The sequence below is a fragment of the Teredinibacter sp. KSP-S5-2 genome (assembly GCF_032773895.1).
Taxonomy (GTDB): domain Bacteria; phylum Pseudomonadota; class Gammaproteobacteria; order Pseudomonadales; family Cellvibrionaceae.
In genome coordinates this window covers 100741-125658 of sequence record NZ_CP120416.1, presented here as the reverse complement: position 1 = coordinate 125658, position 24918 = coordinate 100741, and the positions used below count along the sequence as shown (strand labels likewise).

General features: G+C 43.6%; 25 protein-coding genes. 12 read left to right on the top strand and 13 right to left on the bottom strand.

Annotated elements, in window-relative coordinates:
- Positions 1 to 3: 3 nt before the first annotated feature.
- The 4 genes from P5V12_RS00600 to P5V12_RS00585 all read left to right on the top strand — a co-directional run bounded on the left by P5V12_RS00600 (position 4) and on the right by P5V12_RS00585 (position 2630).
- Positions 4 to 459 carry a GNAT family N-acetyltransferase gene (locus P5V12_RS00600; RefSeq protein ID WP_316955300.1) on the top strand — a complete coding sequence of 152 codons (456 nt, stop codon included), beginning with the start codon at positions 4 to 6 and terminating at the stop codon, positions 457 to 459.
- A 44-nt stretch (positions 460 to 503) separates the two neighbouring features.
- Positions 504 to 1241, top strand: coding sequence for an SIMPL domain-containing protein (locus tag P5V12_RS00595; RefSeq protein WP_316955299.1), 738 nt, complete (start codon positions 504 to 506; stop codon positions 1239 to 1241).
- Between the two features lie 104 nt (positions 1242 to 1345).
- Positions 1346 to 2050, top strand: coding sequence for a helix-turn-helix transcriptional regulator (locus tag P5V12_RS00590; protein WP_316955298.1), 705 nt, complete (start codon positions 1346 to 1348; stop codon positions 2048 to 2050).
- Positions 2019 to 2630, top strand: coding sequence for a lytic transglycosylase domain-containing protein (locus P5V12_RS00585; protein ID WP_316955297.1), 612 nt, complete (start codon positions 2019 to 2021; stop codon positions 2628 to 2630). Before P5V12_RS00590 ends, P5V12_RS00585 begins: the two co-directional genes overlap by 32 nt.
- A gap of 42 nt (positions 2631 to 2672) precedes the next feature.
- Here the strand turns inward: P5V12_RS00585 and P5V12_RS00580 are convergent, their stop codons facing one another.
- From P5V12_RS00580 to P5V12_RS00570, 3 genes are all read right to left on the bottom strand, one after another.
- The gene (locus P5V12_RS00580; RefSeq protein WP_316955296.1) at positions 2673 to 3461 is read right to left on the bottom strand and encodes a hypothetical protein; all 789 of its coding nucleotides are present in this window, start codon (positions 3459 to 3461) and stop codon (positions 2673 to 2675) included.
- A gap of 516 nt (positions 3462 to 3977) precedes the next feature.
- Positions 3978 to 4454: a hypothetical protein gene (locus tag P5V12_RS00575; RefSeq protein ID WP_316955295.1), complete on the bottom strand. Its 477-nt coding sequence runs from the start codon at positions 4452 to 4454 to the stop codon at positions 3978 to 3980.
- Between the two features lie 14 nt (positions 4455 to 4468).
- The gene (locus P5V12_RS00570) at positions 4469 to 4825 is read right to left on the bottom strand and encodes a hypothetical protein (RefSeq protein ID WP_316955294.1); all 357 of its coding nucleotides are present in this window, start codon (positions 4823 to 4825) and stop codon (positions 4469 to 4471) included.
- Positions 4826 to 5744: 919 nt separating this feature from the next.
- Here P5V12_RS00570 and P5V12_RS00565 point away from each other — a divergent pair.
- On the top strand, positions 5745 to 7619 hold the full coding sequence (locus P5V12_RS00565; RefSeq protein WP_316955293.1) for a DUF1570 domain-containing protein: 1875 nt from the start codon (positions 5745 to 5747) through the stop codon (positions 7617 to 7619).
- 79 nt (positions 7620 to 7698) lie between these two features.
- Here P5V12_RS00565 and P5V12_RS00560 read toward each other — a convergent pair whose 3' ends face one another.
- The 4 genes from P5V12_RS00560 to P5V12_RS00545 all read right to left on the bottom strand — a co-directional run bounded on the left by P5V12_RS00560 (position 7699) and on the right by P5V12_RS00545 (position 12396).
- Positions 7699 to 9171, bottom strand: coding sequence for a response regulator (locus P5V12_RS00560; RefSeq protein ID WP_316955292.1), 1473 nt, complete (start codon positions 9169 to 9171; stop codon positions 7699 to 7701).
- 155 nt (positions 9172 to 9326) lie between these two features.
- Entirely contained in the window at positions 9327 to 10604 is a 1278-nt protein-coding gene (locus P5V12_RS00555; RefSeq protein WP_316955291.1) for a valine--pyruvate transaminase, read from the bottom strand.
- Positions 10605 to 10680: 76 nt separating this feature from the next.
- On the bottom strand, positions 10681 to 11046 hold the full coding sequence (locus P5V12_RS00550; protein ID WP_316955290.1) for a response regulator: 366 nt from the start codon (positions 11044 to 11046) through the stop codon (positions 10681 to 10683).
- A gap of 111 nt (positions 11047 to 11157) precedes the next feature.
- Complete coding sequence (locus P5V12_RS00545) at positions 11158 to 12396, bottom strand: YihY family inner membrane protein (protein ID WP_316955289.1); 1239 nt, start codon at positions 12394 to 12396, stop codon at positions 11158 to 11160.
- A 122-nt stretch (positions 12397 to 12518) separates the two neighbouring features.
- On the opposite strand from P5V12_RS00545, the gene arsC reads away from it, so the two are divergent.
- From arsC to sppA, 4 genes are read left to right on the top strand one after another with little or no spacing between them, the layout of a single operon-like run.
- Entirely contained in the window at positions 12519 to 12872 is a 354-nt protein-coding gene (gene arsC / locus P5V12_RS00540; protein WP_316955288.1) for an arsenate reductase (glutaredoxin), read from the top strand.
- Positions 12873 to 12884: 12 nt separating this feature from the next.
- Positions 12885 to 13487: an NAD(P)H:quinone oxidoreductase gene (wrbA, locus tag P5V12_RS00535; RefSeq protein WP_316955287.1), complete on the top strand. Its 603-nt coding sequence runs from the start codon at positions 12885 to 12887 to the stop codon at positions 13485 to 13487.
- Positions 13480 to 13884 carry a DUF2069 domain-containing protein gene (locus P5V12_RS00530; RefSeq protein ID WP_316955286.1) on the top strand — a complete coding sequence of 135 codons (405 nt, stop codon included), beginning with the start codon at positions 13480 to 13482 and terminating at the stop codon, positions 13882 to 13884. The genes wrbA and P5V12_RS00530 overlap by 8 nt, the downstream gene beginning before the upstream one ends.
- Positions 13885 to 13915: 31 nt before the next feature.
- A complete protein-coding gene (sppA, locus tag P5V12_RS00525; protein ID WP_316955285.1) occupies positions 13916 to 15772 on the top strand; it encodes a signal peptide peptidase SppA in 1857 nt (618 codons plus the stop codon).
- Between the two features lie 126 nt (positions 15773 to 15898).
- On the opposite strand, the gene P5V12_RS00520 is transcribed toward sppA, so the two are convergent.
- From P5V12_RS00520 to P5V12_RS00510, 3 genes are all read right to left on the bottom strand, one after another.
- Positions 15899 to 16876 carry a hypothetical protein gene (locus P5V12_RS00520; protein WP_316955284.1) on the bottom strand — a complete coding sequence of 326 codons (978 nt, stop codon included), beginning with the start codon at positions 16874 to 16876 and terminating at the stop codon, positions 15899 to 15901.
- A 181-nt stretch (positions 16877 to 17057) separates the two neighbouring features.
- Entirely contained in the window at positions 17058 to 17771 is a 714-nt protein-coding gene (gene hda / locus P5V12_RS00515; protein ID WP_316955283.1) for a DnaA regulatory inactivator Hda, read from the bottom strand.
- 27 nt (positions 17772 to 17798) lie between these two features.
- Entirely contained in the window at positions 17799 to 18923 is a 1125-nt protein-coding gene (locus P5V12_RS00510) for a DUF2066 domain-containing protein (protein ID WP_316955282.1), read from the bottom strand.
- Between the two features lie 188 nt (positions 18924 to 19111).
- Here P5V12_RS00510 and purM point away from each other — a divergent pair, with 188 nt between their 5' ends.
- The 3 genes from purM (at position 19112) to P5V12_RS00495 (ending at position 22885) form a co-directional block, all read left to right on the top strand.
- Positions 19112 to 20170 (top strand): phosphoribosylformylglycinamidine cyclo-ligase, encoded by a 1059-nt coding sequence (purM, locus tag P5V12_RS00505; RefSeq protein ID WP_316955281.1) that lies wholly within the window; start codon positions 19112 to 19114, stop codon positions 20168 to 20170.
- 23 nt (positions 20171 to 20193) lie between these two features.
- The gene (gene purN / locus P5V12_RS00500; protein WP_316955280.1) at positions 20194 to 20826 is read left to right on the top strand and encodes a phosphoribosylglycinamide formyltransferase; all 633 of its coding nucleotides are present in this window, start codon (positions 20194 to 20196) and stop codon (positions 20824 to 20826) included.
- Between the two features lie 211 nt (positions 20827 to 21037).
- A complete protein-coding gene (locus P5V12_RS00495; RefSeq protein WP_316955279.1) occupies positions 21038 to 22885 on the top strand; it encodes a putative nucleotidyltransferase substrate binding domain-containing protein in 1848 nt (615 codons plus the stop codon).
- A gap of 17 nt (positions 22886 to 22902) precedes the next feature.
- Here P5V12_RS00495 and P5V12_RS00490 read toward each other — a convergent pair whose 3' ends face one another.
- The 3 genes from P5V12_RS00490 to P5V12_RS00480 are packed head-to-tail and all read right to left on the bottom strand — an operon-like array spanning position 22903 to position 24817.
- The gene (locus tag P5V12_RS00490) at positions 22903 to 23283 is read right to left on the bottom strand and encodes a hypothetical protein (RefSeq protein WP_316955278.1); all 381 of its coding nucleotides are present in this window, start codon (positions 23281 to 23283) and stop codon (positions 22903 to 22905) included.
- Positions 23284 to 23340: 57 nt separating this feature from the next.
- Positions 23341 to 23682 carry a 4a-hydroxytetrahydrobiopterin dehydratase gene (locus P5V12_RS00485; protein WP_316955277.1) on the bottom strand — a complete coding sequence of 114 codons (342 nt, stop codon included), beginning with the start codon at positions 23680 to 23682 and terminating at the stop codon, positions 23341 to 23343.
- A gap of 25 nt (positions 23683 to 23707) precedes the next feature.
- On the bottom strand, positions 23708 to 24817 hold the full coding sequence (locus tag P5V12_RS00480) for an HD-GYP domain-containing protein (protein WP_316955276.1): 1110 nt from the start codon (positions 24815 to 24817) through the stop codon (positions 23708 to 23710).
- Positions 24818 to 24918 lie beyond the last annotated feature (101 nt).

Genomic DNA, 24918 nt, shown 5'->3' with positions numbered 1-24918 from the left:
AAGATGCTCATCCGAGAAGCAAGCAACAAGGATTCCCCCTTGATTAAACAACTTGTTTTCGGTGTGCTGAATGAATATGGCCTCCAACCTTCTCCACAAAGTACCGATAAAGATCTGGACGATATTGAACAACACTATTTTTCCCGTGGTGGTTATTTTGGTGTTGCGGAAGAGAACGGTCAGATTATTGCCAGCTTTGGCTTATATAAAATCACCCACACAACCTGTGAACTAAGAAAAATGTATTCCCTAGCCAACCAACGTGGTAAAGGCCTGGGAAAACAGCTCATGCACTATTCCTTAAAAAAAGCCAAGGAACTTGGTTTTTCACACGTCATATTAGAAACCGCCGCCCCACTTGTGGAAGCGATTGGTTTATACAAAAAATTTGGCTTTCAGAAATACAAACCTGAACATTTATCTTCTCGCTGCGACCAGGCATTCGAGTTATGGTTATAAATGTATCGAGCCCAAGAATAAGCTGACTTAAGGAATAAAACACAATGAAGAATAGTATCCTGCTTTGCCTGATTAACCTCCTTGCCGCAACGGCTATTGCCAGCCCGCTGCCACAACAACCCCATATTTATGTGGAAGGCAGTGCACAAGTTGAAGTAGAACCAGACACCATTACCTTTTCTGTCGAACTGGAGAAAACCTTGCCCGAACTGGAAGCCGCAAAAAAAGATGTGGACCTGCGCTCAATAAAGCTTATTCAAACCTGTAAGGAATTAGCCATTCCCACTGCAAACATTTCCACAACTGCGTTGCGAATTTATCCCTCCTTCACCTATCGTAATGGCGAACAAATACCTAACGGCACCAGCGTATCGCGCAGAGTTGATATTAAATTGCAAGACTTAAGCCGCTACGGCGAAGTAATGAAAGCCTTAGTGGACGCCCAGATTTCTAAAACCGTATCGACACAACTATCTGTATCAAAGGAAAAAGAAAGCACCGACAAAGCACTTGAAGCAGCCCAGGAAGATGCCAAACAACGTGCACGTATGATTGCACGTTCACAGGGTAAACGTTTGGCAGATGTGTACTCAATATCTGAATTCATGGATAGACGGGAAGAGGTTTACCAATTAACACCGGCAAGAAGCATCGCCGGCCAGTCGTCTTCCGAACTCAAAGCAGAAATGTCCAGTCTTATGCGAGTCGGCGGCACCGAACCATTTGAACCCGGTAGAATGGTGGCCACGGCCAAAGTCTATGTGGTGTATTTACTTAAATAGTTGATTTCATCCGCCAATGGCGTGTCATTGGCGGATGAGTGTCGTGATAATAATGGTTAGCCTTGCCGTAATATACCTGCAAAAACCAAGCACGGACTAACACCATGACCATATGCAGAGAAAAGCTATTACAACTTCGTAAAGAAAGAGGTTGGTCGCAGGAAAAACTAGCGACGATAAGCGGAATAAGCGAGCGCACTATCCAACGTATAGAGCGAGACGGAACCTGTTCCCTCGAATCGCAACTTGCACTAGCATCAACTTTTGATATATCCCCAACAGAACTGGCCCCCATATCCAAGCCAACCGAAATTACCTACAGCATAAATTGGGGAGGGATATTTGGCCTGCTACTGTTAGGTTTAGCGATAGGCCCGACGGCAATCGTGACCATGGAGAATCGACAATGGGAAGTAATTAGCTGCCTTAGCGTCACCTTCATTCCTATCGTCATATCCTGCATGACCCACGGTATTTCTCCTACAATAAAGTTCGTGGACAGTTCCTCCTGGTTGGTTAAAACACCCTCCTACGCTCCCCAGCTAAATCAATACATACAACACAGTAAAGCATTCATTGCCAACACCTATATTGTTGGAGCCTTGATGAGTGGCATAGCAGCGATCACATTATTTATTCATGCCCCGGACGTTGCCGCCGACACACCAAGTTTTATTGCAATTATCGTAAAACCTATGATTTACTCCGTCCTGTTCAATGAGCTCTATAACCGTCTGCATAAACGCAGGCTTGAGATTATGCTGGCCAAACAACTTGATGACGAAGCAAACAACACACCCAAATCATAATTTTTACTCAACCGGAATACACTGGGCAGGGATAGTTCTCTGTTGCATTCTGGGCTTCGTCTTCAGCCAAACAACCGCAGCCAAACCGGAAGTAGATCCCGCACTAAGAGAAACACTTAAAGCCACAATAAGCCAGGCCGACAGTTTTGAAGACCGGTTTGATGCCGAGGTGTGGTTGGTGCAAAAATCCGGTGTATTACAACGTTTTATCAAAGACCCGGAAGAGCGCTTACATATACTGAAAGAAATCCACAAAGCCTCCACCCGCGCACAACTCCCCCCGGAATATGTGCTTGCCGTTATTCATGTAGAAAGCGCGTTTGATCAATTCGCCATATCACAGGTTGGCGCACAGGGCATGATGCAGATAATGCCTTTTTGGAAAAAAGAAATTGGCCGGGATAACGATAACCTTATGGATATTCCCACCAATTTAAAATATGGCTGCACCATACTGAAATATTATTTGGAAGTAGCCAAAGGTGATTGGCGGGAAGCATTAGCACGCTATAACGGCAGCTACGGCAAACACAAATACCCCAACAAAGTGATTGTTGCTTGGCAGAGGTATTGGAAATAAGACCGCAGATGCGGCCTTTCACAAAAAACCTGCCACACAAAACTACATTGGAATGATTATCGGGAGGATTTTTTCTTCTTTAATAACAAGGTCTTGATTGGTGGTATTCAACAGGTTGGCCTTGTCATGGGAACACGCGCCCAACCCCGCTTTAAAATTCTTAATATTTCTGTCAAGAAGAATACCATTCAACACCGTATTGCCACACCGGAAGGATACACCAGGTTCATTATAGGACGACTGCCCGAGAATAAAATCCCCTTCCAAACCTAGGCAAAGATCCTCACTGGGAACTTTCAATTTCAATGCCGCCCCCTGTAACTCTAATTCCCACTGCTGCTCCGTATCACCTGCCACACAATATCGGAAAGCCACCTCGGTATTTATCATATCTTCCACGGTGTCCGAAACCGTGTAGTTTGTAGGCAAACCGCTCGAAGTACAGCTATTAGATGTCGATAGCACATCAATTTGATCCTGCCATGTGCCCAACCGGGTTAAACACAACCCATCTGAAGATTTTAAATTACCAGATTCAAAAGAAAAGTATTGTGCCTCGACAAGTGTATTGCAGGTACCAACTTTAACCTTAGGCACCGGGTCTGGATTACTAAAACCAAACAACCCCGACATAAAAGCCGGCAAAGTCACATTCGCCCGGGAATCGTATTGCATACAATAAACGGAGACAGGAACAATATCTCCTGCATTATTTCGGATCTGACCATCCGGCACATGAAAGCGAATACCTGCGGCTTGAGTTAAGCCACCGGCAAAACACGGTAAGCCGCCAAACAGGGTAACCAGAAAACAAAAAATACTTTTTTTCATAAACAACTTCCTTATATTTTGAGGACAAATGGAGTGAAAGGTAAATCTAATTAGGGAATTGCAGCCCGACAGCACTAACGATACATCAAGACTTCAGAGTATCAATACTACTACAACTTAAGAAGTAGAAACGAGTAAGCAGGAGTTATTGGCGCGAAATCTAACACCAGACATATATAGAAAAATGGCCACACGAATATGTGGCCACCACAAGAGCAGGAAAAACTTAATTAGAAAAACTGAGTATTTTTATAGACTAAACACCGTTACTAGCACCCAACAGACAGGATCACAAGGAAAGGCATCTTCCGTGGTTTAATTAGCCGCTATCATCAATAACGCTATACACATAAAGTGGCTCAACGTCTACCCACTTCAACTAGCATGCTCAACATTCATACACTGGTTTATCCCCTTCAACAAGGTAAAACGGACAACTTTAAAAGTACAAGCTATCCCATCATAGTGCAGACCCAACCAGCAGAGAGACGGCAAGCAACGGTTAGCTAATCCACACTACGGAACTGGAAGTAATGCTGTACGACAAACATTTCGCTCCACCAAATCAAGAGTGCTTAATTTAATATCAAACTTAATTTCAACAACATCTCTACGCCACTTTTCGTTCTTTTTATAAAACTCACCATAAGGTACGCAAATAACAAAAAAAGATTCTGAATACGAAGTTTTTTCCTCAATAACATCATCAAAATCAGGCCCTACAAGTATACTAACCGCATTCAAATCGGGAGCAGAGTAACCCTCAAATAATTTATCCTTTAAAACAAACAGCCTTTCTTTATTACTGACTCGAATCTCCCCAATTCTTTTATTTTTCCCTAACTTAACTAGAACCCCATACAAATCACTATCATTAAGATAAAAGAACCTTTCTATCTGATCATATCTCGGCTCGTACTCCTCAAAACCGAAACATCCTGACGAGACAAATATAAAGGTAGCTATAACAAAAATATATTTAGAAAATATCATACCTGCAACTCATCTTAAAAATCATTGAACAGCATCCAGGACTTACTACTATCATCATACACTTGATAATAACCCCTATTATTCGGCTCAACACCAAGCTTACCACCGTCAACCCACTGAGAAACGGCTTCGTTATAGTCAACACCACGAAACTTATAGATTCCATTATCACTTACTAAATATTCATTTCCTCTATTTATGGTTTGGTGCAAATATCGATCGGGAGAACTAAATGCACTAGCGGTCTGATGAGTATGCACATGCCTCGCGGGAGTAGCATGATTTTTGAAAAAGGTTGCAACACGGGAAAATTTAAACCGGCCATCTGCACTAAGAGATGGAGCAAGATCAGCACTCACTTCAAAATCCATTCTAGGGGCATCACCTTGATTAGCTACAGGAAAAATGTTTTCCTTGAACCAGTTTATAGCCTCAATGTTATTTTCGTATTGCTGTTTAAGGAGTTATCTCTACAGTCTTCTAAAATTCCTTTTTTCTATTTACTAAAATGCTCTTTTCCTAGCTTACCATCCGCATAAAAATCGCGGCTTGCTAACTTTCACCCAGTCATTCTCACTAAAGCACTAAAAACACCTGTGCAATTCCGTATACTTAAACCAAAACCATTTCCCCCAAAATCACATAACGCTAGAATAGTATAAGCCCATACCTCCTCCAGCGCCTTTTTAATTGGACGTTATCCGCGTAACTGACATGTATAAGTTTTTAAACTAATAAAAAGCTAAGATGCACTCTTTAAAAGAGCACAGAGAATATTGATAAAATAAGAAAAGCTGGAAGAGATTACAATTTCGCCTCCATGTTTGCTCGATGTTATCAGCATATTGTACGCCACACAAATACTAATTCTAAGATCACTATCTAAAAATAATAACGATTATCTTTTACTTTTCCTAAGCTATTAAAAAGCCAACATAATGACTATTTACACTCCATAAATCGTGGCGAGATACTATTTTTAAAATAAAAACATGCATAGGACGAAACAAATAGGCTCCTCCAAAAGACACTGCAAATAGGACAAAACCCGCACAGTTACGTCATGTAAAATACGATCATATCCTACGCCCCCTAAATTTAAAGAAAAAATCATCAACTGAGATATTTTTCCCGGCACACCAAACTCGGCAATGATAATTATTATCACTCACCTAATAGCTATGCTGCCACTTTCCAATAAGAGCCCCACAAACCAATCCTGTTTATCGATTATTGTTTGATCATAAAATAGGTTATCATTATCATTTACAATACAAAAAAGACGGAACTATGAAGCAGTTACTTATATATACATTTTTTCTTCTCAGCTTAAACAGTTACGCGGACAATCGCTTTTCTTTTTTAGACGAAGAGTGGGTTGAAGTTCAATCAGCTAACTTCCACATTATTACCGACTATAATGAAAAAACTGCATTGGAGATTGCACAAAAACTAGAACGTTTTCGCTACTATATTCCTGCCTTCACCAAGATAAGACATCCAGATTACTCTCTACCAGTAAAACTTTTCCTATTTAAGAAGAGATATGATTTTAAACAGTTAACCCAAACGGAACTTGCGGGATATTACTTTAACGGATCAAAAGGTTCTTATGGTGTTGCCGATCTTGATTTGTACAAGAAGGGAACGGACACGTCTGTGGGAAATCAAACATTGTTTCATGAGTATACCCACCACATGTTTGAGTATCACAAAGATAGAGTGTTTTACCCGATGTGGTACGAGGAAGGTGTTGCCGAATATTTTTCCACATTCGAATCCACCGATAACCGGATGATTTTTGGTCGAGCTGCTGCAAACAATTTCAATAGCTACTATTACACTCAAACTGACGTGAGAAAGCGGTATCTTGAAAGAATGCTGAAAGATAATAGTAATTTTAGAAACGAAAGAGCATGGGAATACTATAATGTAGCGTATATATTCATTTATTATAGCAACCTGAACGAGAAACGAAAAAAACAATTAGATGGATTTTTGAACGACCTAGAAAAAGGTTTTGATGTCGACAAAGCATGGAATAATAATTACAAAATATCGTTCCGAAAAATGGACGACAACTTATTCGAATTTGTGAGGAAGAACAAATTTAGCTACAAAGATATTAAACTAGAAAAATCTTTTGAGCATAAAAAATACTTAACAACAAAGCTTACACCATACCAAACACAATTAGCATTTGCAGACTTACTTATTCAGCATGGAGAAGAACACTACGAAGGTGCTGAACGAATTCTGATGATGGCAATCAAAGAGAACGCCAAAGACGAAGCCGCACTCATTCAGTTAGCAAAACTCTACACAATACAAGGAAGAAACGATGACGCAGATATGATAATAAAAAAAGTAAAAAATAAAGATTCTTTTGACTATCTGGAAACTAAGGGCATCAAATTACACGCGCTAGCGAATAAAACTAAAAACCCAAAAGAGAAAGGTAAGTTTTTCTCGCAAGCAAGAGATTATTATCGACAAGCAATAAAGTTGGACAACCTTGCCCTACAGGTATATTTTCATCTTGGCCGTTTATACTCTGATTGGTTTGAACAGGACTCAAGTATCAATCCCGAAGAAGGAATACTTAGCCTCAACGAAGCTCTATATTTTGTCGACATACCCCATTATCAATTTAGACTAGCCCGCATGTATCAACTTAAAGGCGACACCAACAAAGCATATCAACACTATGCATTTTCGCAGAAAACCAAACTGAACGAGGACGGAAATCCGATAGGAAAAACTAAAGGAGATTTTTTTTCAGATATTGCTCTGGAATACAAGAAGCTTAATTACCCAAAGGAACAATACGCATACATGTTAAAAGCTGTTGATACAGAGCCGGAGAATGCCATTCTTATAAATGACCTAGCCTGGCTGCAAATCACATCCAAACAGGAAAACATCTTTGCCCCCCAAAAAGGTTTACAAGGCGCAATAAAGGCAGCAGAACTCAGCAAATACGAACATGCTTATTTATTAGACACCCTTGCTGCAGCACACGCAATAAACGGAAATATGGAGGATGCTGTAAAGTGGCAGTCTCTAGCCATAAGCAAACTGAATGATGAGCAAAAAGATATTAAGAAGGAATTTAAAAAGCGCCTAAAGGAATATAAGGAAGGTATCGTCAACTTAACACCTTGATCTTGCTCTTAACCTTCAATTTCAGGCCAACTAGAAAGCGATCAAATAACAATTTCTGGTTGGCCTTAAAATAAATATATTACGCCTGAACAAACGTCAAAGAAATACGACTATTCATTTGCGCAGCTTTATTCCATTCTTCAGCCGTAGCGCTTGTTTTATCTCTTGGGTATTCTTTCACTTGCGACTCAAAACCCAGTGGCAGTACTTCCAGTTCTATTTCACCGCGAACGATAGGTTCTGCTGTTTGTTCCAGATTCACAAAAGAGACACTTAGGTAATCTGATGGAGCGGTTTCGTTAAAAATATCTTCATAAAAAACACATTCACTTACTGGCATATTGGGTTCAGCCAGTGCGTACCCACCCTGAGGTGTTCTTTCCAAACACCAATTACCGTAGTTAACGTTTAATGTAATCACTCCACGAAATTGTGCTCGATACAGTTGTGCAACCAATGTTGCCACAGTACGGGTCTGCGTTTCACCTAATGGGATTTCGTTGTAACCGAAAGTGATGGAGTTACTTAACGCCCAGGACAAAGTATCCAACAATGGAAACTTTCCATCGTTTAACAATTCCTGCTCTTGCTGAGAACGAAATACATTTTCTGCTATCACGTTGACCAAATCACTCTCCATAGTTTTGGTGTTGGCCAGAGCTTCATATTTTTTATCAATATTTTGTATTTCCGTTTCCAGGTTCCACTGCTGGAATGCCATGATCCCCAAGCCAAGAAGAATAAGCAGTAATAAACTATTGGAAACCAAACCAATGCGAGAGCGTTCAGCGTCCGCTTCCGCTTTCACTACCGATAATGGAACATCATCAACGGTAACTTCTTTGTTGAACGCTTTATCAATCTCTTCGCTGAGCTGCTTAACGGTGTATTTGGTATTTTGTGTAATTTGGCTACGCACGTCTGCGATATGAATTTCAAATAAACGAGCGATTTGTGCCTGAACCTGATATAGCCCCTCCCGGTCCAAACCGCCGGAACGAGAACGTATTTCAATGGTTTCATCTTTGATGGAGGGGATCTCCTGTGTATCGGATTCCGCTTTCATTTCTACTGAAGACTGAATGGCTTCAGCAACCTCCTCGACCGCTACAGCCGGTTCAACCTTGGCTTTCTCTTCAGCGGTAACCTGCGGATCTTCACTTTCATCTTCATCCCCATTTACCAAACTCAGGGTGCGCAGTACTCTTTCCAGATTGGAGGGTTTGAATATCTCTTTCGACAGAATATCCAGCGCCCCAAGTGCGCGCGCCTGGCCGACGTACACATCTCCTTTCTGTGCTGTATACATGATCACTGGGATCATGGCGGTATTCGGGTTTGCTTTGATAATTTTCAGGGCTTCGAAGCCATCCATGCCTTCCATATGGTGATCCATAAAGATCACGGCAGGGTTTCTGTAGCTCAACATACCTAAGGCCTCTTCCGCAGAAAAGGCGATGTCGACTTCCAAGCCAAACCGACTCAACATCTTTTTCAACCGCACCTGAGCGGTTTTTGAGTCGTCTACTATTAATGCTCTGCGAGTAGTCATTGTTATTCTCGTTGTCACTCGTTCTCGTTGAATATACCCCAGATGCCTACTGGCGCATAGATCATTTCTCGAAGCGTCTGAATACACCTCTAAGCAACCACGCTCACAGCTCTGCCAATACTAGCGTGATTACCTATAAAGCTTAGCAAATATGGCTAACCCAATTCGTAGACCGACTTCAATTCTTGGCCAAGTAGGCGTATAGCTTGCTCAATCACGGGTTCACTCTGGCAGTACGTCAGGCGAATGCATTCATAAGCATGACGATTTTTGTCCGACAGACCAAAAAAGAAGTGCTCACCATCCATGATCAACACCCCTTTTTGCTTCATCCGCTCATACAGTTCAGCAGACGAAATCGGCATACCCTCAAACCACAACCAAAGGAAAAACGCACCTTCCGGCTTATGAACACGATAGGGAACACCCTGCATATGCTTTTCGATCTGCTTAAGCGCAAAATCTCTACGACGACGATAAAAGGGTAACAGCACCTCATCACACAAACCGGGCAGCTCATTGGCGTTTAATAAAGAGGTCAACAGGCTCGGGCCGAGATTGCCGCATGCAAGGTTCATAATGGTGTTCACGCGGGTGATTTGTTCTATGTAATCTTCTTTTGCCACCACAATGCCGGTTCGCACTCCTGGCAAACCAAGCTTGGATAGACTCATCACAAAGATACTGTTCTCGTTCCATGAACTTTCCACCTGTTCATACACCACTCCGGGAAACGGGTTGCCATAGGCGCAGTCAACAATTAAGGGAATCCCCTTACGTTGAGCAAGCAAGGTAAGCTGCTCAACTTCTTCACCGGAGATTACGTTTCCCGAGGGATTGGTTGGACGAGAAATACAGATCGCGGCCGTTTCTTCGTCAACAGCCAGAGAGGAAAAATCAATGTGGTATTTGAACTGGTTTTTATCCAGTAGCTCAACACGAGGCAGGTTACCAAGCATGGTTCCATGGTCAATGCCTTGATCCGAGTAACCCAGGTACTCCGGCATAATGGGAAAACAGATTTTCTTCTGCGCCTCTTCACCACCACCATTTTGTGCCAACATGTTAATCAGAAGAAAAAACGCCGACTGACTACCACTGGTGATAGCGATATTTTTTTCCGAAACAGACCAACCACACTGTTTGCGAAAATACTTAACCAGAGCCTGAATGCATTCCTCAGAGCCTTGGGGGGACTGGTAGATACCGATGAGCTTATTTAAAGTTTCCGGGTTGCGCGCAATTTGCTGTAGATGGATTGCGATTCTGTCTTCAAAACCCCGGATTCGCGCGGGGTTACCACCGCCCATAAACAAAAGATCAGGGTTTACATTAAGCGCCTGCCCCAAATCTTCCATCAGACTGACGATGCCACTATCAGAAGTAAAACGTTGGGAAAAACGGGTTTGGTTTTCAGGAAACTTCTTGCTCACAATAGATCTGCCGGTTGCTACAAGGGTCTAGCATACCACGCGCATAAGTATCATGAATAACGGTTAAGGTAAGAGGTCAGATCAACCCGTAGGTTTCTAACACATTTTGCAGTTTTTCTTTATTGATCGGTTTTTTAATGAAGTCCAAAGCGCCCAGCAATCGCACCCTCTCCCGAGCTTCCGGTTGGATATCGCCGGAGATAACAATCACAACAGCCTTTAAGCCTTCGTTCTTCACCACTTCCAGAACACCATAGCCATCCAACTCAGGCATAGTCAGATCAAGAAAGACCATCTCTCCACGGCCCTCACGGATAGCATCCAGCCCCTCTATACCATTTGCAGCAAAGGTAATATCAACGTCCCAGTTATCGGGTAAAGCGCGCGCGACCTGCTTACGCGCCATAGCGGAGTCGTCACAAATTAAAAGAGGTGTGGCCATATACAGCTAATAAGCCCTATTTTTTTTCAAGGAAGTCATCGTTTATTAGAGCAGTTCTGATTAATCAACCTCGTTCTAATAGACCAATAGACTGAGAATAGCAGAGAATAATTAACTTTGCCGGGACGAATGAGAAGCCTTCTCATACAGCGATTCTAAAGTAATGTTATATGCAGTCTCAGCCCCCTGGTGAAGAGGCGTTTGCATTTTTCTGAACTCACTCAGCCAGGGGTACGATTCCGCATAACGCAATTCCGTTAACTCGGCCACAGGCGTTTTTATCAGGCAGATCAGTTGCCACAGCGTTGTCTGACTCAAGCTCCGACACAATACATAGTCACCTGAGTCTGTCACCGCCAACCAATGATGCTTGGCCAGAAGCTCACGTAATGCCTGCCAATGCACCAAACCAATACCCTTTCCCACACAGTCAGCATCATTAACAACCTGCCCCTGTTTGGATTTCTCGTAAAATACATGGAGGCATTTCAACAACGCTAAGGTGTCACTGAGCTTATCTTGATTACCTTCATAGCCACGCTCCGCCAGGGTACGCACAAAAACCGCCCCCCCCAAAATAATCATCCACAAAAAGTTTATCCACAACAGAAACAACGGCACGATAGCAAAGGCGCCATAAATCAACTGAAAACTGGAGTTGGCAACAAAATAACCAAAAGCGGCTTTCAATAATTCAAAGCAGACCGCAGTAACCGCACCACCGATTAAAGCGAAACGGATCGGCACCTTGCAATTTGGAACGGCAGCAAATAACAACGTAAATGCGGCGCTGGTCATTAGCCATTGAGCAAGACGGATAAGCGGCGCCAGCATGCCGAGCTGAGTCAACTCGTGGACAACTAACTTCATCGACAGCAAGTAAGTACTTACAACGAGCCCTGCCCCCAATAGAAAAGGGCCAATACTTAGCACCGCCCAATAAAGCAAGAAGCCCATCAAGCCTCTGCGAGCCTGCTTCACCCCCCAGATGGTGTTAAAGGTTTTCTCAATGTTGGTCAGCATTAAATAAGACGTGACCGCCAGCATGCCGATACCAAACCCTGTCAGGTTTCTCGCTTGAGAAGAAAAGTCCGATAGATACGACTGCACTTCCTGCCCGGTTTGCGGCACAAAGCTTGAAAAGATCCAGGTTTGTAACTGTTCCGCCAGGCCATCGGATTGAGGAATGATCAGAAACACGGAATAGGTCACAGTCATCAGGGGGACCAAGGCAAAAAGCGTCATATAGGTGAGCGCCGCCGCACTGCGCTGGCAGCCCTTATCCACAAACTCGCTGGCCAAACCCCGAATAAAATGCCAGATAGGCAGTACAACGCTTTTTATATTCATCTTCCGATTACCATCAAAGGGTTGAATAAATACAGCTTAACGCTATATCTAAGCCAATGTCATGTAGAATGCCGTAACACGCCCACCTAATAAGAAAGCGTTTTTTACTATTTGGAGAATTTATGTCGAATACATTGCGTATTTATCACAACCCTCGTTGTTCAAAATCCCGTCAGACTTTAGCGCTTATAGAAGAAGCCGGCATACAACCCGAGGTTGTCCTCTATTTGGAAACGCCACCAACAGAACAAGAATTAAAAACCATTATTCAAAAACTTGGAATCACCCCGAGAGAATTACTGCGCAAAGGGGAAGACGCATACAAGTCGCTCAATCTGGCCGATCAGGAAAAAACCGATGAACAATTGATTGCAGCAATGGTCAGTAACCCCAAATTAATTGAACGCCCTATTGTTATCAAGGGTGAACAAGCGGTATTGGGACGTCCGCCAGAAAATGTGAACGCACTGATATAACAGGGCCAGGTAATGACTCCAGCCACACCCTATGTCCTGGTACTGTATTACAGCACCCATGGCGCAACAAAAGCGCTTGCCAAGGTTATCGCATCCGGTGTTGAAGAAGCCGGATGTGAAGCCCGCATAAGAACCGTACCCAAGGTATCAACTGTATGCCAGGCGGTAGAGGAAGATATTCCAGCGGAAGGTGATCTGTATTGCTCGGAAGAAGATTTACAGGGCTGCGCAGGTCTAGTATTGGGCAGCCCCACACGTTTTGGCAATATGGCAGCCGCCATGAAATACTTTATTGATTCAACCCTAAACACTTGGGTCAATGGCGACCTGATTGGCAAACCTGCCGGCGTATTCACTTCGACCGGCTCATTACACGGCGGACAGGAATCCACATTACTTAGCATGATGCTGCCATTACTTCACCACGGCATGCTCATCGCTGGCGTTCCCTACTCAGAAAAAAGCCTGCACACCACGCTAAGTGGCGGTACGCCCTATGGCCCATCCCACTATGCAGGCGGAAACAATAATCAACCTCTCACAGCCAACGAACAGGATATCGCTAAAAGCTTCGGACTTCGTGTTGCCCGCTTAGCCCAAAAACTCTATGACTAAAGAAATAAAACCCATTAAAAACCTGATGCAAAAGCGGCTCTGGGGGAAACGAATTACCCTGACACTTTTTGGTGCCCTGATTAGTCTGTTTGTACTATGGAAGACAGAAAACCCCAATATCACTCTTTCATCTGCAATTATGGTGTTTGCAGCGCAAACCCTTCCCCTTTGGGCGTTACTCCCAGGGCTGATACGAAACCACTATCGCTCTTATAGTTGGCTATGCTTCGCTTTGCTTTTTTACTTTATTTTCGCCGTAGAACGCAGCTTTGTTTCTACGGCTAACATCTATGACTACCTGTTCCTCATGCTAACGGTGCTATTGTTTATTGCAACAATGATGACAGGGCGCTGGCAACAACGCGTACATATTCAAAATCCAAATCACCCCAATTAACGCCCTCACACCGAGACAAAAGGATAGATCCATGAAAGCGGTATTTTGGTTATTCAAAAAAATCTGGCAGAGTATTACTTTGCTGAGAAACCTTATTCTCAATATATTCGTACTGCTGCTCGTCGTTGCGATTATTTCCTCCATCCTGTCTCAACCAGAACTCAAGCAAGCTGATAAAGAAGGCGCGTTAGTACTTGCCCCTACCGGATATCTTGTCGACCAAAAAAGCTATCAGGCATCACCAATGGAATTATTGGGCGAACGCGAAAACATGGAAATAGAAACATCGGTCACAGAATTAATTGAGTTAATTCAAGCCGCAAAAAACAACCAAAAAGTGAAAGGAATCGTTTTAAACCTGAATTATCTATATGGCGGCGGATTGAGCAAGCTTGAAGAAATCGGTCAGGCTATTGAATCCTTCAAACAAACCGGCAAACCGGTTATTGCAGTTTCAGGTAATTATTCTCAGCAGCAGTATTACTTGGCAAGTTACGCCGACGAAATTTATTTAAATGAATTGGGCACCGTATTTTTAACCGGCTATGGCACCTATAGAAATTATTTAAAAGATGCCGCGGACAAGCTTTCAATTGACGTGAATGTTTTTCGTGTAGGCCAATACAAGGACGCCATCGAACCATTTATTCGTAATGACATGTCCGAAGCATCGCGCGAACATAACCAACTTTGGGTTTCACAGCTTTGGCAAAGGTACACCAAAAAAGTTGAAAGCCTTCGCGGGCTAAATGATGGCGATCTAGATCAATATATTATCGACATGCCCGCAAGTATTGAATCAGCCAAACTCAGCGCAGCACAATACGCGCTTGAGAAAAAACTGGTGGACATGGTGGCCACACAAAGAGAAGTCGGCAATAAACTGATCGAAAAATTTGGCACAAGCAAACACTCAGACAGTTTTGCTTACGTCAGTGCAGCAGAAATACAACAGCACGTTAAATTATCAAAACAACTAAGCAGCGACCCCAAAGTCGGTTTAATCGTGGCCCAGGGCGCGATATACGACGGCTACCACGGTGACGATGTTATCGGTTCAGACAGTTTTTCCGAACTACTTGAAATAGCCCGCAATGATGACGAATTAAGTGCTCTGGTCATTCGGGTCGACAGCCCGGGAGGCAGCGCATTCGCCTCGGAAGTGATACGTCAGGATATTCTCGAATTACGGGAGCGCGGACTACCAGTTTATATTTCAATGGGCAGTGTTGCCGCTTCCGGCGGATATTGGATGGCCACCGCTGGTGATGAAATCTGGGCCACACCCTCAACCATCACCGGCTCTATCGGTGTATTTGGCATAATGCCTAACTTTACCCGTGCATTTAGCAAACTGGGAATATCTACCGACGGTGTCGGCACAACCCCTCTTTCTGACGCATTTCGCCCAGACAGAACGCTATCACCGGAAGCAAAATCCATTTTGCAAAGTGGTGTGGAAAACATCTACAGCAAATTTTTATCCATTGTTGCCGAGTCACGAAATCAGTCACCAGAGCATATTCATCAAATTGCTCAAGGGCGGGTCTGGTCCGGCGAAAATGCTTTGGAGTTAGGGCTTATTGATAACCTTGGTTCACTGCAGGATGTATTAGCCCACGCCGCATCAGAGCAAGGCCTAAACACATTTACCGTAAAAACTATTCGACGACCACTAACCCCTTCAGAACAATTTATGATGGCGCTTATGCAGGAGGCCCAGACAGCCACAACAAAATTGTTCGACAGCTCGATACAGATTTCCAATATCCCTGGCCTGCAAAGATTAAATGAAAGCGCAGAATTAACCATACTCCGGGAAAACTCAAAAAAAGCACAAGCAGGCTTGCAAGTTTATGCCCAGTGTATTGAATGTGTAACACCCTAAACAGCCAAACAACAGGTAGCTTACTGTTTTTCGTGAGTAAGCTACCTATATTCCCACCCAATAAAACCAAACACTTTTTGACATTAAATTATTAATACGAAAATTAATACGGATTTCAAAAAAACACTAATAAAAACGCAAAATTTCTCTCATTGCCTGAGTTTTATTGTCATTTTCATGTGGTGTTAAATTCGGGTTATGCAGGAAAACAACACTTACGGGTCCAACAGCAGCATCAGGCGTAATGTTTGGATAAAACTTATTCAACAATTTAATATGTTTTTTACTGCCAATTACTTTTTTAAACCCAGCCTGCATTCTTCTGACGATATCTTCCCTATAGCCGGTCACAACAAGACTTAAATTCATTGGATAAAAAATATAGAAATTGGGCGCAATAGTCATGTCAGGATATTCCACCTGAGCGTCTTTCAACGTTCCCTCAATTTCCAACACGCTAAGCGGAATACATTCAAACCGGCCATGCATTAACATCGGAAATAATGCCTGATAACCTTTCGCCTCATATAATTCGATATGTTCACCACGATAGACATCGTTATCCGGCCACCCCACCCCTTGGCCAATACGAATTTTTTTAAACTCATCCAATGTTGTAATAGTGTCGAAAAACTCGAGATCATTTTTTCGAATCAAACACTTACGCAGCCCAAGCAAACCGTTGGTATAAGGGTAAATAATCTGCTCTACCTGCTCCGCCCCTTTATGCCAACTATTGGAAAACTGCAAATTCAACCTACCGTCTTTTTCCATTTCCCTCATTGAACGCAGAGAACTTAACTGCGGATGATTGGTATCCAAACGATAGGGGCCATACTCAGCCTCTGTGGCGATAAGCGCCTGACGTATCAACTCAGTAAGGTAAGGACGAATACCTGGCGACAACCCTTCAGCCCAATATTTAACCACCATAACATCGGCTGTATTACCATCATCAATATTTTCTGCTTTGAGAGAGTTACTGGACACCAACAACAAGAGGGTACATACCCAACAACCTGCCGCACGAAAAATGACGCACAAATAACAGGTTTTACACATTTGTATATACGCAGGCATGCGAAATAATTCGACCTCAACCATATTGTCAGCTCGGATCTTACGGGCAAATGAAAGGGTAACCGTGCCATAACCAAGGGCAGACCCAGTTTATAAAATATAGCTGAAAACGTTTGTAGGCTGCCAAAGATTGTCCAGGCAACTGATAATAAAAATAGGTAAAAGCGGGAGAAACTAGATCAATATCATCTAAATGAGAAAGCCGCTAAAGATTCAGAATTTCCTTAACGAAAGGGATGGTAAGCTTTCGCTGATGCTGGAGGGATGCATCATCCAGGCGATGCAAAAAGTTAAACAATTCATTTGTGTCCCGTGACGCCCGGCTTAATATAAAACGGGCAACCTCAGCCGGCATCTCCATTCCTCTGGCCGAAGCCCGCAATACCAACGCTTCCTCTTTACCAGAGTCATTCAGACTTTCAATGTGATAGATCACGCAGCCAAGCAGACGCGATTTCAAATCCGCCAATAGGATTGGCAGTGAAGGCGGGCTGGTGTGGGACGATATTAGAATTTTATGGCCTGCGTCTTTTATTCGGTTAAACAAATGAAACAGCGCCAATTCCCATTCCCGATTCCCGCAGATATATTCAATTCCATCAACACACACAATCTCGACGCCATCCAGGCCTTCACATATATCTTCGGCTGAATAACCAATCATATGGCGCATGGGAATATATTGGATGGTGATATTGTTTTCCGAGGCATCGTGGCAGACAGACTGCAACAGGTGAGTTAAACCGCAACCTCGAGCCCCCCAGATCATCAGGCAGTTTTCTCCCTCCCCCCGGGCAAACATCTCCAATGCCTGGCGAGCTTGAGCATTCGTTTCACCTGAGGCATAAAAGTTTTCAAATGTCGCCTCGTCATTTAAAGACACATGCAAACTAAGTTGTACAGGTGATGAATTACTCATTGAAGTCTCAGCCTTCTCTACTTCACATTAATTAACCGACCAAACATAATCCAGCGGGTTTTCTTCAGTTCCTGGCGCTCTACGCTGCCATAACAAACGCTCTTCAGGAAGCTGCTCGCGTGGACGAATTTTATTATCTAACTGTAGCGTATTAATAAACTTTTCTGCGTTCGCCGTCGTCGTCAGGCGCAGTAGCAAAGTATCGTGCCTTACCGCGTCAACTGCAACATCAGAAATCATGGGTAAGCCCTCAAGGTAATCCAGAGACTTACGATAATCCCGAAAAGTTTCAACACCAGAAAGCTGCATGATCATTCCCGGTACATCACTATATTGCGGAATGTGACTGTAACGGGCAGACAAATACTCAACCAAAGGGACAACCCCTTCTGTACCAATCACCGCCACGTCGTCGGTGCGGCTATCGTAAACCTGGGTATCACCTTTGTGGAAAAACTGCCAGGTAATTAAATATTGACCTTGAGACGTGGTGGAAAAACGACCAACCAAAATAACATCAGCATTATAGCGAGCAGAAGCATCAACAATAGCCTGCTCATCGAGCTGCCATACCTGATCAACCGATAGATTCATCTGGTCTTGAAGGTCCAGTAATGGAAATTGAATTGGCAACCCACGGTGTTTTGCTGCCGCTTTGACGCTATCAATAATGTCGTGGGGAGTGGATGAATTCAGTAGAAGCTTTCCCTCCTGTAGACTGTCTTCAGCCAGCCATACCAGAGTTGAGGGCCGGTTCACTGGCCAATATGGCTGCTTCGATTCTGAAAGGAGACTTTCCAGCAAGGTGGAAGAGAAGGTTAAATTAATAAACTCCTCCAAGCCCCGATCCAAAAGATCCTGATCCGTAATGGGGCGATATTGAAACTGCTCAACATACCGTAACGCCTGACCAACCGCCTGTTGGATCTGCTCATCGCGCAACACCTGCTCACTGCCAGACAAGCGAACCAGAACTTCTTGCATGCCTTTTTGCGCTGCATACTGCCGTTCTTTCGTATCCTGAGAACGCACCGGGATATCCGCGCTAAAATAAGGGTCTACGGGTTGAGCAGCACAGTCGATAGCCAAGCCGACAAGGGCGAGCAGGAAAATGATGGCCAGACCAATATTAGCTAAGCGAGCCTGATTCATGTCGTTATTTTTCTCCAAGTGTTAGCGCGGCTATTGTAGCAAGTTCTGACCAAGCATGAATTGCTGTTTTTCTCCATTTGACTTGAGCCTTGATAATGACGAAAGGCCTTAGAGTCTGTAAAATTGCGCCTTTTCTGACCAAAGCCCCTTTGAGTTGCTATATTGCTCGAATAAGTGAAATTGATTCTATGACTGATTCCTCATCTTCAAACCCGCAATCCCTAAGTTACAAAGACGCCGGTGTCGACATTGACGCAGGTAATGAACTCGTTGACCGAATTAAGACCGTGGCCAAACGCACTCGCAGACCAGAGGTTCTCGCTGGGCTGGGTGGTTTCGGTGCCCTATTCGAATTACCCAAGGGTTACGAGGAACCGGTTTTAGTTTCTGGCACGGACGGTGTCGGCACCAAGCTCAAACTGGCAATGGATATGAACAAACACGATACCATTGGTATCGATCTGGTTGCCATGTGTGTCAACGACTTGATCGTCGGCGGCGCAGAACCATTGTTCTTCCTTGACTACTATGCAACGGGCAAGCTTTCTGTTGATGTGGCAGCACAGGTAGTAGATGGTATTGGCAAAGGTTGCGAGCTTTCTGGCTGTTCTCTGGTTGGCGGCGAAACAGCCGAGATGCCTGGTATGTACGAAGGCGAAGACTACGATCTCGCTGGTTTTTGCGTGGGTATCGTTGAAAAGTCAAAAATCCTGGATGGCAGCGCAGTCAATATTGGCGACACCTTATTGGGTATTAACAGTAGTGGCCCCCACTCCAACGGCTACTCACTTGTTCGAAAAATTATAGAGGTATCGAAAGCCGACCTGGCTATGCCGATGGCTGGCCGCACTCTTGGTGAAGCCCTATTGGAACCTACCCGCATCTATGTGAAACCGCTATTGGAACTCATGAAGCAGTCTCCAGTTAACGCGCTTTCTCATATTACCGGTGGCGGTTTATTAGAGAACATTCCTCGCGTATTACCCGGCAACGCCAAAGCGGTGATTGACTGCAACAGTTGGGAGCTTCCTGAAGTGTTCCAATGGCTACAAAGTGCAGGTAATGTCGTAGACCGGGAAATGTACCGAACCTTTAACTGTGGTGTCGGTATGGTCGTTGCCGTACCACAAGAAACCGCCGACAAAGCAATAGAAATCCTCCGTGCACAAGGCGAAGAAGCTTTTGTCATCGGTCACATTGCTGAGTTACAAGATGGTGAAGAACAAGTAGAGCTGGTTAACCTGTAACCCGGAGAGGAAAACAAATACTCATGAGCGACCAACAACTTAGAGTCGTGGTGCTTATTTCCGGAAGCGGGAGTAACCTGCAAGCGATTATCGATGAAAAGGAAGCGGGCACATTGCCGATTGAGATCTGCGCAGTTATCAGCAACAAGGAAGATGTGCGAGGCCTGGAACGCGCCTCGCATCATGGAATCCCAACCAAGGTACTCGACCATAAACATTTCAATAGCCGGGAAGAGTTTGACCAGGAACTGATGTTGGTAATCGACAGCTTCTGTCCCGACTTGGTGGTACTCGCGGGTTTCATGCGAATTCTAACCCCGGAGTTCACCAATCACTATTTGGGAAGAATGCTGAATATTCACCCATCTTTACTCCCCAAATATCAAGGTTTACATACACATAAAAGAGCGCTGGAAGCCGGAGACAAAGAACACGGTGTTACCGTTCATTTTGTAACGGCGGAATTGGATGGCGGACCAGCAGTAATTCAAGCCCGTGTACCGGTACTTGATGGCGATACAGAAAGCATGCTGGCGGCGAGAGTACTCGAACAGGAACACGTGATCTACCCCAGAGCCATTTTATGGTTCGCAGAAGGACGCTTAAGAATGTGTAACGGACAAGCACTTCTGGATGATCAAATAATTCACGTATAACCTACCCTCCCACAAGCCTTACACTACAAGGCTTGTGGCTTTATCCATTTTGCGAAAAACATTCAAACCATTTCCTTCAGTTTAAGTAAAATTTATAACTAAATAAAATAGGCAATTGTCCCGCTGGTTTGACCCGGCACAAGATCATTGAAAACCAAGCTGTAACAATAAATATGCCGCAGGTGTAACAGGCGAATTTATAAGGTTGTCAATGTCCAATCAAGTTTCTGAACAGGTTCTCGACTTTCTACAAGTTACAGCGCCCTTTAATCTTTTAACGATTGAAGCGCTGGATAAGCTCTGCAAAAACATAAGCGTTATTTACGTTACCCAACAGAATGCCAACAAATTAATTGACCTCCACCGACCAGGAGTATTCCTGATTCGTAGCGGAGAGTTTCTGTTAACAGAACATGATTTCCACACTCCTCTTTCAGAAAAAGACTTGTTTGGTTATCGAGAGGTTATTTCTGGCAAGCGTAAATCGCTGACAATCAAAACGGAAAAAGAAGGCTTAATTTATTGTATTCACCGAGAGCGCTTTGAACAACTTTGCCAGGAAAACCAACCGTTCTATGCCTACTTCTCCAAATTGATACATGAACGTTTACACGAATACAGCGAGCACTCTCTCGGCAGAAGCTGGCTACACAGAAAGGTAAGTCATGTATGCCAACGGCCCCCAGTGAGTTGCGAGAAGAATATCAGTATCGCTCAGGCTGCCACCATAATGGCAGAACAAGACGTATCCTCTCTACTGGTAACCGACGAGCAAAGAATCACAGGTATTTTAACCGACAAAGATTTACGATCCAGAGTTCTAGCTCAACGCTTGAATTTAGACAACCCTGTTTGCATGGTTATGACACCGTCACCGACAACGCTGAGTGAACACAAAAGCATAATGGAAGCTTTGGTGTTAATGGGGAAAGAAAATATTCATCATCTACCCATAGTCAGCAAACACGATATGAAACCCATTGGAATCATATCCGCCACGGACTTGTTTCGGTTGCAAAAAAACAATCTGTTATATTTCATGGGCGAGATCAACAAGGCGCGAAACGTTGAAGACCTGATAAAAACCTGCAAGAAGATACCGTCGTACCTCTCTCACTATGCAAAAAAATTAGGTGATTTTGATATCGCCAGCCATTTTTTATCTCAAGTCAGCGATCACGTCAGTCATACACTGTTTGACTTTTTTACAGCGCAATACGGCGCTCCGTCAATGCGTTTCGCTTGGATATCCTTTGGTTCCTTCGCTAGAAACGAAGCACTACTGGATTCAGTACAAAGCAATGCTTTGCTAATCGAAAGAACACCCTCAGAAGCAGAAGAGCATTATTTTAATAAACTCACCCAATTTATATGCGAATCGCTAAATCAATGTGGATTTCGATATTGTTCACAGAAAGTTGTGGCCAGCAATAAAGCCTTTCAGTTTACACCCAACTCACTAAAAGAACTCTACCGAAGTTGGATTTCCAAACCCAAAGGCAATGGTTTAGTGATTGCCAGAACCATTCTTGACTCACGCTTTATTTTTGGTGATGAAGCCCTATTTTCAGAAAGTCAGAAAGCGAGGGCGACGCTTATCAACAATCTCAGCTTCCTGACTAAACTGGCAAAATCAACAAGAAAGCATAAGATACCGCTAGGGTTATTTAACAACTTCATACTCAAGAAAACACCTAATTATAAAGACGGAATAAATATTAAATTAGGCGGCATCACTATCCTAAACAATATTGCCAGAGTTATTTCACTTGAGAATCATTGCAGCGGTCAATCGACAACTGAACGCTTACTATTGCAAAATAAGGCGTCTTTATTTATTGATCTCGACCGGGAAAGTCTCGCAGAAATGTGGCGTTTTTTAAATCGCTTGCGCTGGCGTAATCAACTTGGCGAGTACAACAATTCAGACATCATCTCGCTCGCGACACTCTCACCTATCGAGCAACAACAATTAAAAAACTGTCTGAAAGCCATTCAGCAAGCACATGAATACATTACCACGAAATTAAAGCAGGAACGCCTGGAAGTCTTACTATAAAAACTCAAACCAACACGTTACCACTGGACCACTTCGTCGTTATCAAAAACCCGACCTGAGCTGACCAGTTTTTGCGTAATAAGAATATTATTGCGGGCAACATCAGTGTGCAAAGCAATACTGTCTGCTAAAGATTCCATCATTGTGTCAATCACATTTTTCCGATGAAAGTCAGGAATCAATATTTCAATCATGACAGGGTGGTTGCTCAACGGTTGTATTAGCGGCGTTTTTCCACCCTTGGCATAATGCCCTGGCAAAAAAAACTCCCAGCTGACATGAATGTGCTCAGCATCAACCTGTGTAGATAAAGACAAAGATTCAGTAATGTGGCTTAAAACATAAGGGATATCGACTTCACCATCAAAAGGCAAAGATTTTATTGTTATTACGGGCATATACATTCCTTATATACGGGGGGAATTAACCCCGAATATCTATACCCTAAGTTTAGCCTAAACCGTATACAGGTCGTCGGTTTTAGCGGCCATTATCGCATCATTCTTATGCAATCCTTTTATCTTGTGGGTCCACCATCTCACCTCAGTTTTTCCCCATTCAACGAGAATAGCCGGGTGGTGCCCCGCATCTTCAGCTAACTCCGCCACACGATGGGTAAATTCCATTGCTTGCTTAAAATCCGAAAAGGTAAAAACGCGTCGCAGTTGTGGCACACCCTCAACTTCAATAATCTGCCAATCAGCAATTTCGTTTTTTAATTCTCCCAATTCCTCTGCCGTGAGTTTGGGAGCATCAATACGACATGCTTCGCAAGACTGATTTTTTAATGATGCCATAATTGTCTTCCTCGCTTATTAACAGCTACACATTGCCGTACTGTAACTCTTTACGGATCATATGATTAAAGCACTGCACCCACATCCCTTCAAATTGCGTATCAACTCGGGCGTTAATGGTAGATACCGCTCGCACGGTAGAATGTCTGGCACTGCTATCGACACGCCCTTTCGTTAAAAGAAAAAATGCATCGAGGATGGCAAGGATCTTGGCTCCAGGATGAATTTCGTTGCCCTTCAAACCGTTTGGATAACCACTGCCATCAACACACTCACGATGATGATGCACCATTGTTGCAGCCTCTTCCCATCCCGGAATTCGAACCAAGAGGTTATACCCCCAGTCGGGATGGTTTTTGACAAACTCTAGCTCGTGTGGACTAAAATCGAGTTTCCCCTCCCAATACTTCCGAGGTAATAACGCCAAACCCAAATCATGTACATAGGTTGCCGCCGCGAGTTGCTCTGCATCGACTAAATTGCCAGACAATAAATTCATTTTCATTGCCCAGTCAAACATCTGAATACTTCGCCCTTCCCAACCTTCGATTTTCAAATCCAATTGCAGAGCAAGTTCCTGGAAGAAAAAAAGATCATGTAATTTTTTCTCTTCCTGCTGTTCTTCGGGCAACGATTCGATTGAAAAAGGGTGGTAACTTTCTGGAACAGGCAAGTAGCCACCGTCGATTTGTGCAATTCCCGCCCCCATTACGTTCAACGCTTGCAAAGCAATATCATTGACTTCATGGCTTTTAGCAACAGCCATTTTTTGGAAGAGAATTTTCAATTCATCTATGCGCAGGTAATCAAATTTCTTGCCATACAATTCCTGCTGATGAAGATCATGTAATCTATCCAGAGCCAACAACATAGTTTCACATACCGCATCGGTAAGCGCATATTTGCCTTGTCGCAAACCGCCAGCAACTTCTTCAATTTCATGGGTGAAGTCGACAATACGGGTCAAGCCCAACATGCTGGCATTGCCCTTGATATTATGGATGGCACGAAACAACCTGTTAATCCCTTCCTGACAGGGCTCTTTAACCAAGACTAAAAGTGTATGTTCGATCTCGTCCCGCAAATCCCAGAAGGCATCCATTAGATCCTTACTGCTATCTTTATCCAGCTCCATACCTCAACAGCCTTATTTATCTACCCGTTAATTATCAGCGTAGAAGTACGTGATTCATGGCTCAAGAAGATTATGCGAATACAGATAATTTTGACGCCAAA

What these genes read in the sequence shown, in the direction of transcription:
- purM (WP_316955281.1), top strand. Translation starts at nt 19,112, where the DNA reads ATGACTGATTCCTCATCTTCAAACCCGCAATCCCTAAGTTACAAAGAC.
- wrbA (WP_316955287.1), top strand. Translation starts at nt 12,885, where the DNA reads ATGACTCCAGCCACACCCTATGTCCTGGTACTGTATTACAGCACCCAT.
- arsC (WP_316955288.1), top strand. Translation starts at nt 12,519, where the DNA reads ATGTCGAATACATTGCGTATTTATCACAACCCTCGTTGTTCAAAATCC.
- P5V12_RS00550 (WP_316955290.1), bottom strand. Translation starts at nt 11,046, where the DNA reads ATGGCCACACCTCTTTTAATTTGTGACGACTCCGCTATGGCGCGTAAG.
- P5V12_RS00510 (WP_316955282.1), bottom strand. Translation starts at nt 18,923, where the DNA reads ATGAATCAGGCTCGCTTAGCTAATATTGGTCTGGCCATCATTTTCCTG.
- P5V12_RS00590 (WP_316955298.1), top strand. Translation starts at nt 1,346, where the DNA reads ATGACCATATGCAGAGAAAAGCTATTACAACTTCGTAAAGAAAGAGGT.
- P5V12_RS00565 (WP_316955293.1), top strand. Translation starts at nt 5,745, where the DNA reads ATGAAGCAGTTACTTATATATACATTTTTTCTTCTCAGCTTAAACAGT.
- P5V12_RS00570 (WP_316955294.1), bottom strand. Translation starts at nt 4,825, where the DNA reads ATGGATTTTGAAGTGAGTGCTGATCTTGCTCCATCTCTTAGTGCAGAT.
- P5V12_RS00490 (WP_316955278.1), bottom strand. Translation starts at nt 23,283, where the DNA reads ATGCCCGTAATAACAATAAAATCTTTGCCTTTTGATGGTGAAGTCGAT.
- sppA (WP_316955285.1), top strand. Translation starts at nt 13,916, where the DNA reads ATGAAAGCGGTATTTTGGTTATTCAAAAAAATCTGGCAGAGTATTACT.
- P5V12_RS00560 (WP_316955292.1), bottom strand. Translation starts at nt 9,171, where the DNA reads ATGACTACTCGCAGAGCATTAATAGTAGACGACTCAAAAACCGCTCAG.
- P5V12_RS00595 (WP_316955299.1), top strand. Translation starts at nt 504, where the DNA reads ATGAAGAATAGTATCCTGCTTTGCCTGATTAACCTCCTTGCCGCAACG.
- P5V12_RS00585 (WP_316955297.1), top strand. Translation starts at nt 2,019, where the DNA reads ATGACGAAGCAAACAACACACCCAAATCATAATTTTTACTCAACCGGA.
- P5V12_RS00575 (WP_316955295.1), bottom strand. Translation starts at nt 4,454, where the DNA reads ATGATATTTTCTAAATATATTTTTGTTATAGCTACCTTTATATTTGTC.
- P5V12_RS00545 (WP_316955289.1), bottom strand. Translation starts at nt 12,396, where the DNA reads ATGAATATAAAAAGCGTTGTACTGCCTATCTGGCATTTTATTCGGGGT.
- P5V12_RS00580 (WP_316955296.1), bottom strand. Translation starts at nt 3,461, where the DNA reads ATGAAAAAAAGTATTTTTTGTTTTCTGGTTACCCTGTTTGGCGGCTTA.
- hda (WP_316955283.1), bottom strand. Translation starts at nt 17,771, where the DNA reads ATGAGTAATTCATCACCTGTACAACTTAGTTTGCATGTGTCTTTAAAT.
- P5V12_RS00480 (WP_316955276.1), bottom strand. Translation starts at nt 24,817, where the DNA reads ATGGAGCTGGATAAAGATAGCAGTAAGGATCTAATGGATGCCTTCTGG.
- P5V12_RS00600 (WP_316955300.1), top strand. Translation starts at nt 4, where the DNA reads ATGCTCATCCGAGAAGCAAGCAACAAGGATTCCCCCTTGATTAAACAA.
- P5V12_RS00520 (WP_316955284.1), bottom strand. Translation starts at nt 16,876, where the DNA reads ATGGTTGAGGTCGAATTATTTCGCATGCCTGCGTATATACAAATGTGT.
- P5V12_RS00485 (WP_316955277.1), bottom strand. Translation starts at nt 23,682, where the DNA reads ATGGCATCATTAAAAAATCAGTCTTGCGAAGCATGTCGTATTGATGCT.
- P5V12_RS00530 (WP_316955286.1), top strand. Translation starts at nt 13,480, where the DNA reads ATGACTAAAGAAATAAAACCCATTAAAAACCTGATGCAAAAGCGGCTC.
- P5V12_RS00495 (WP_316955279.1), top strand. Translation starts at nt 21,038, where the DNA reads ATGTCCAATCAAGTTTCTGAACAGGTTCTCGACTTTCTACAAGTTACA.
- purN (WP_316955280.1), top strand. Translation starts at nt 20,194, where the DNA reads ATGAGCGACCAACAACTTAGAGTCGTGGTGCTTATTTCCGGAAGCGGG.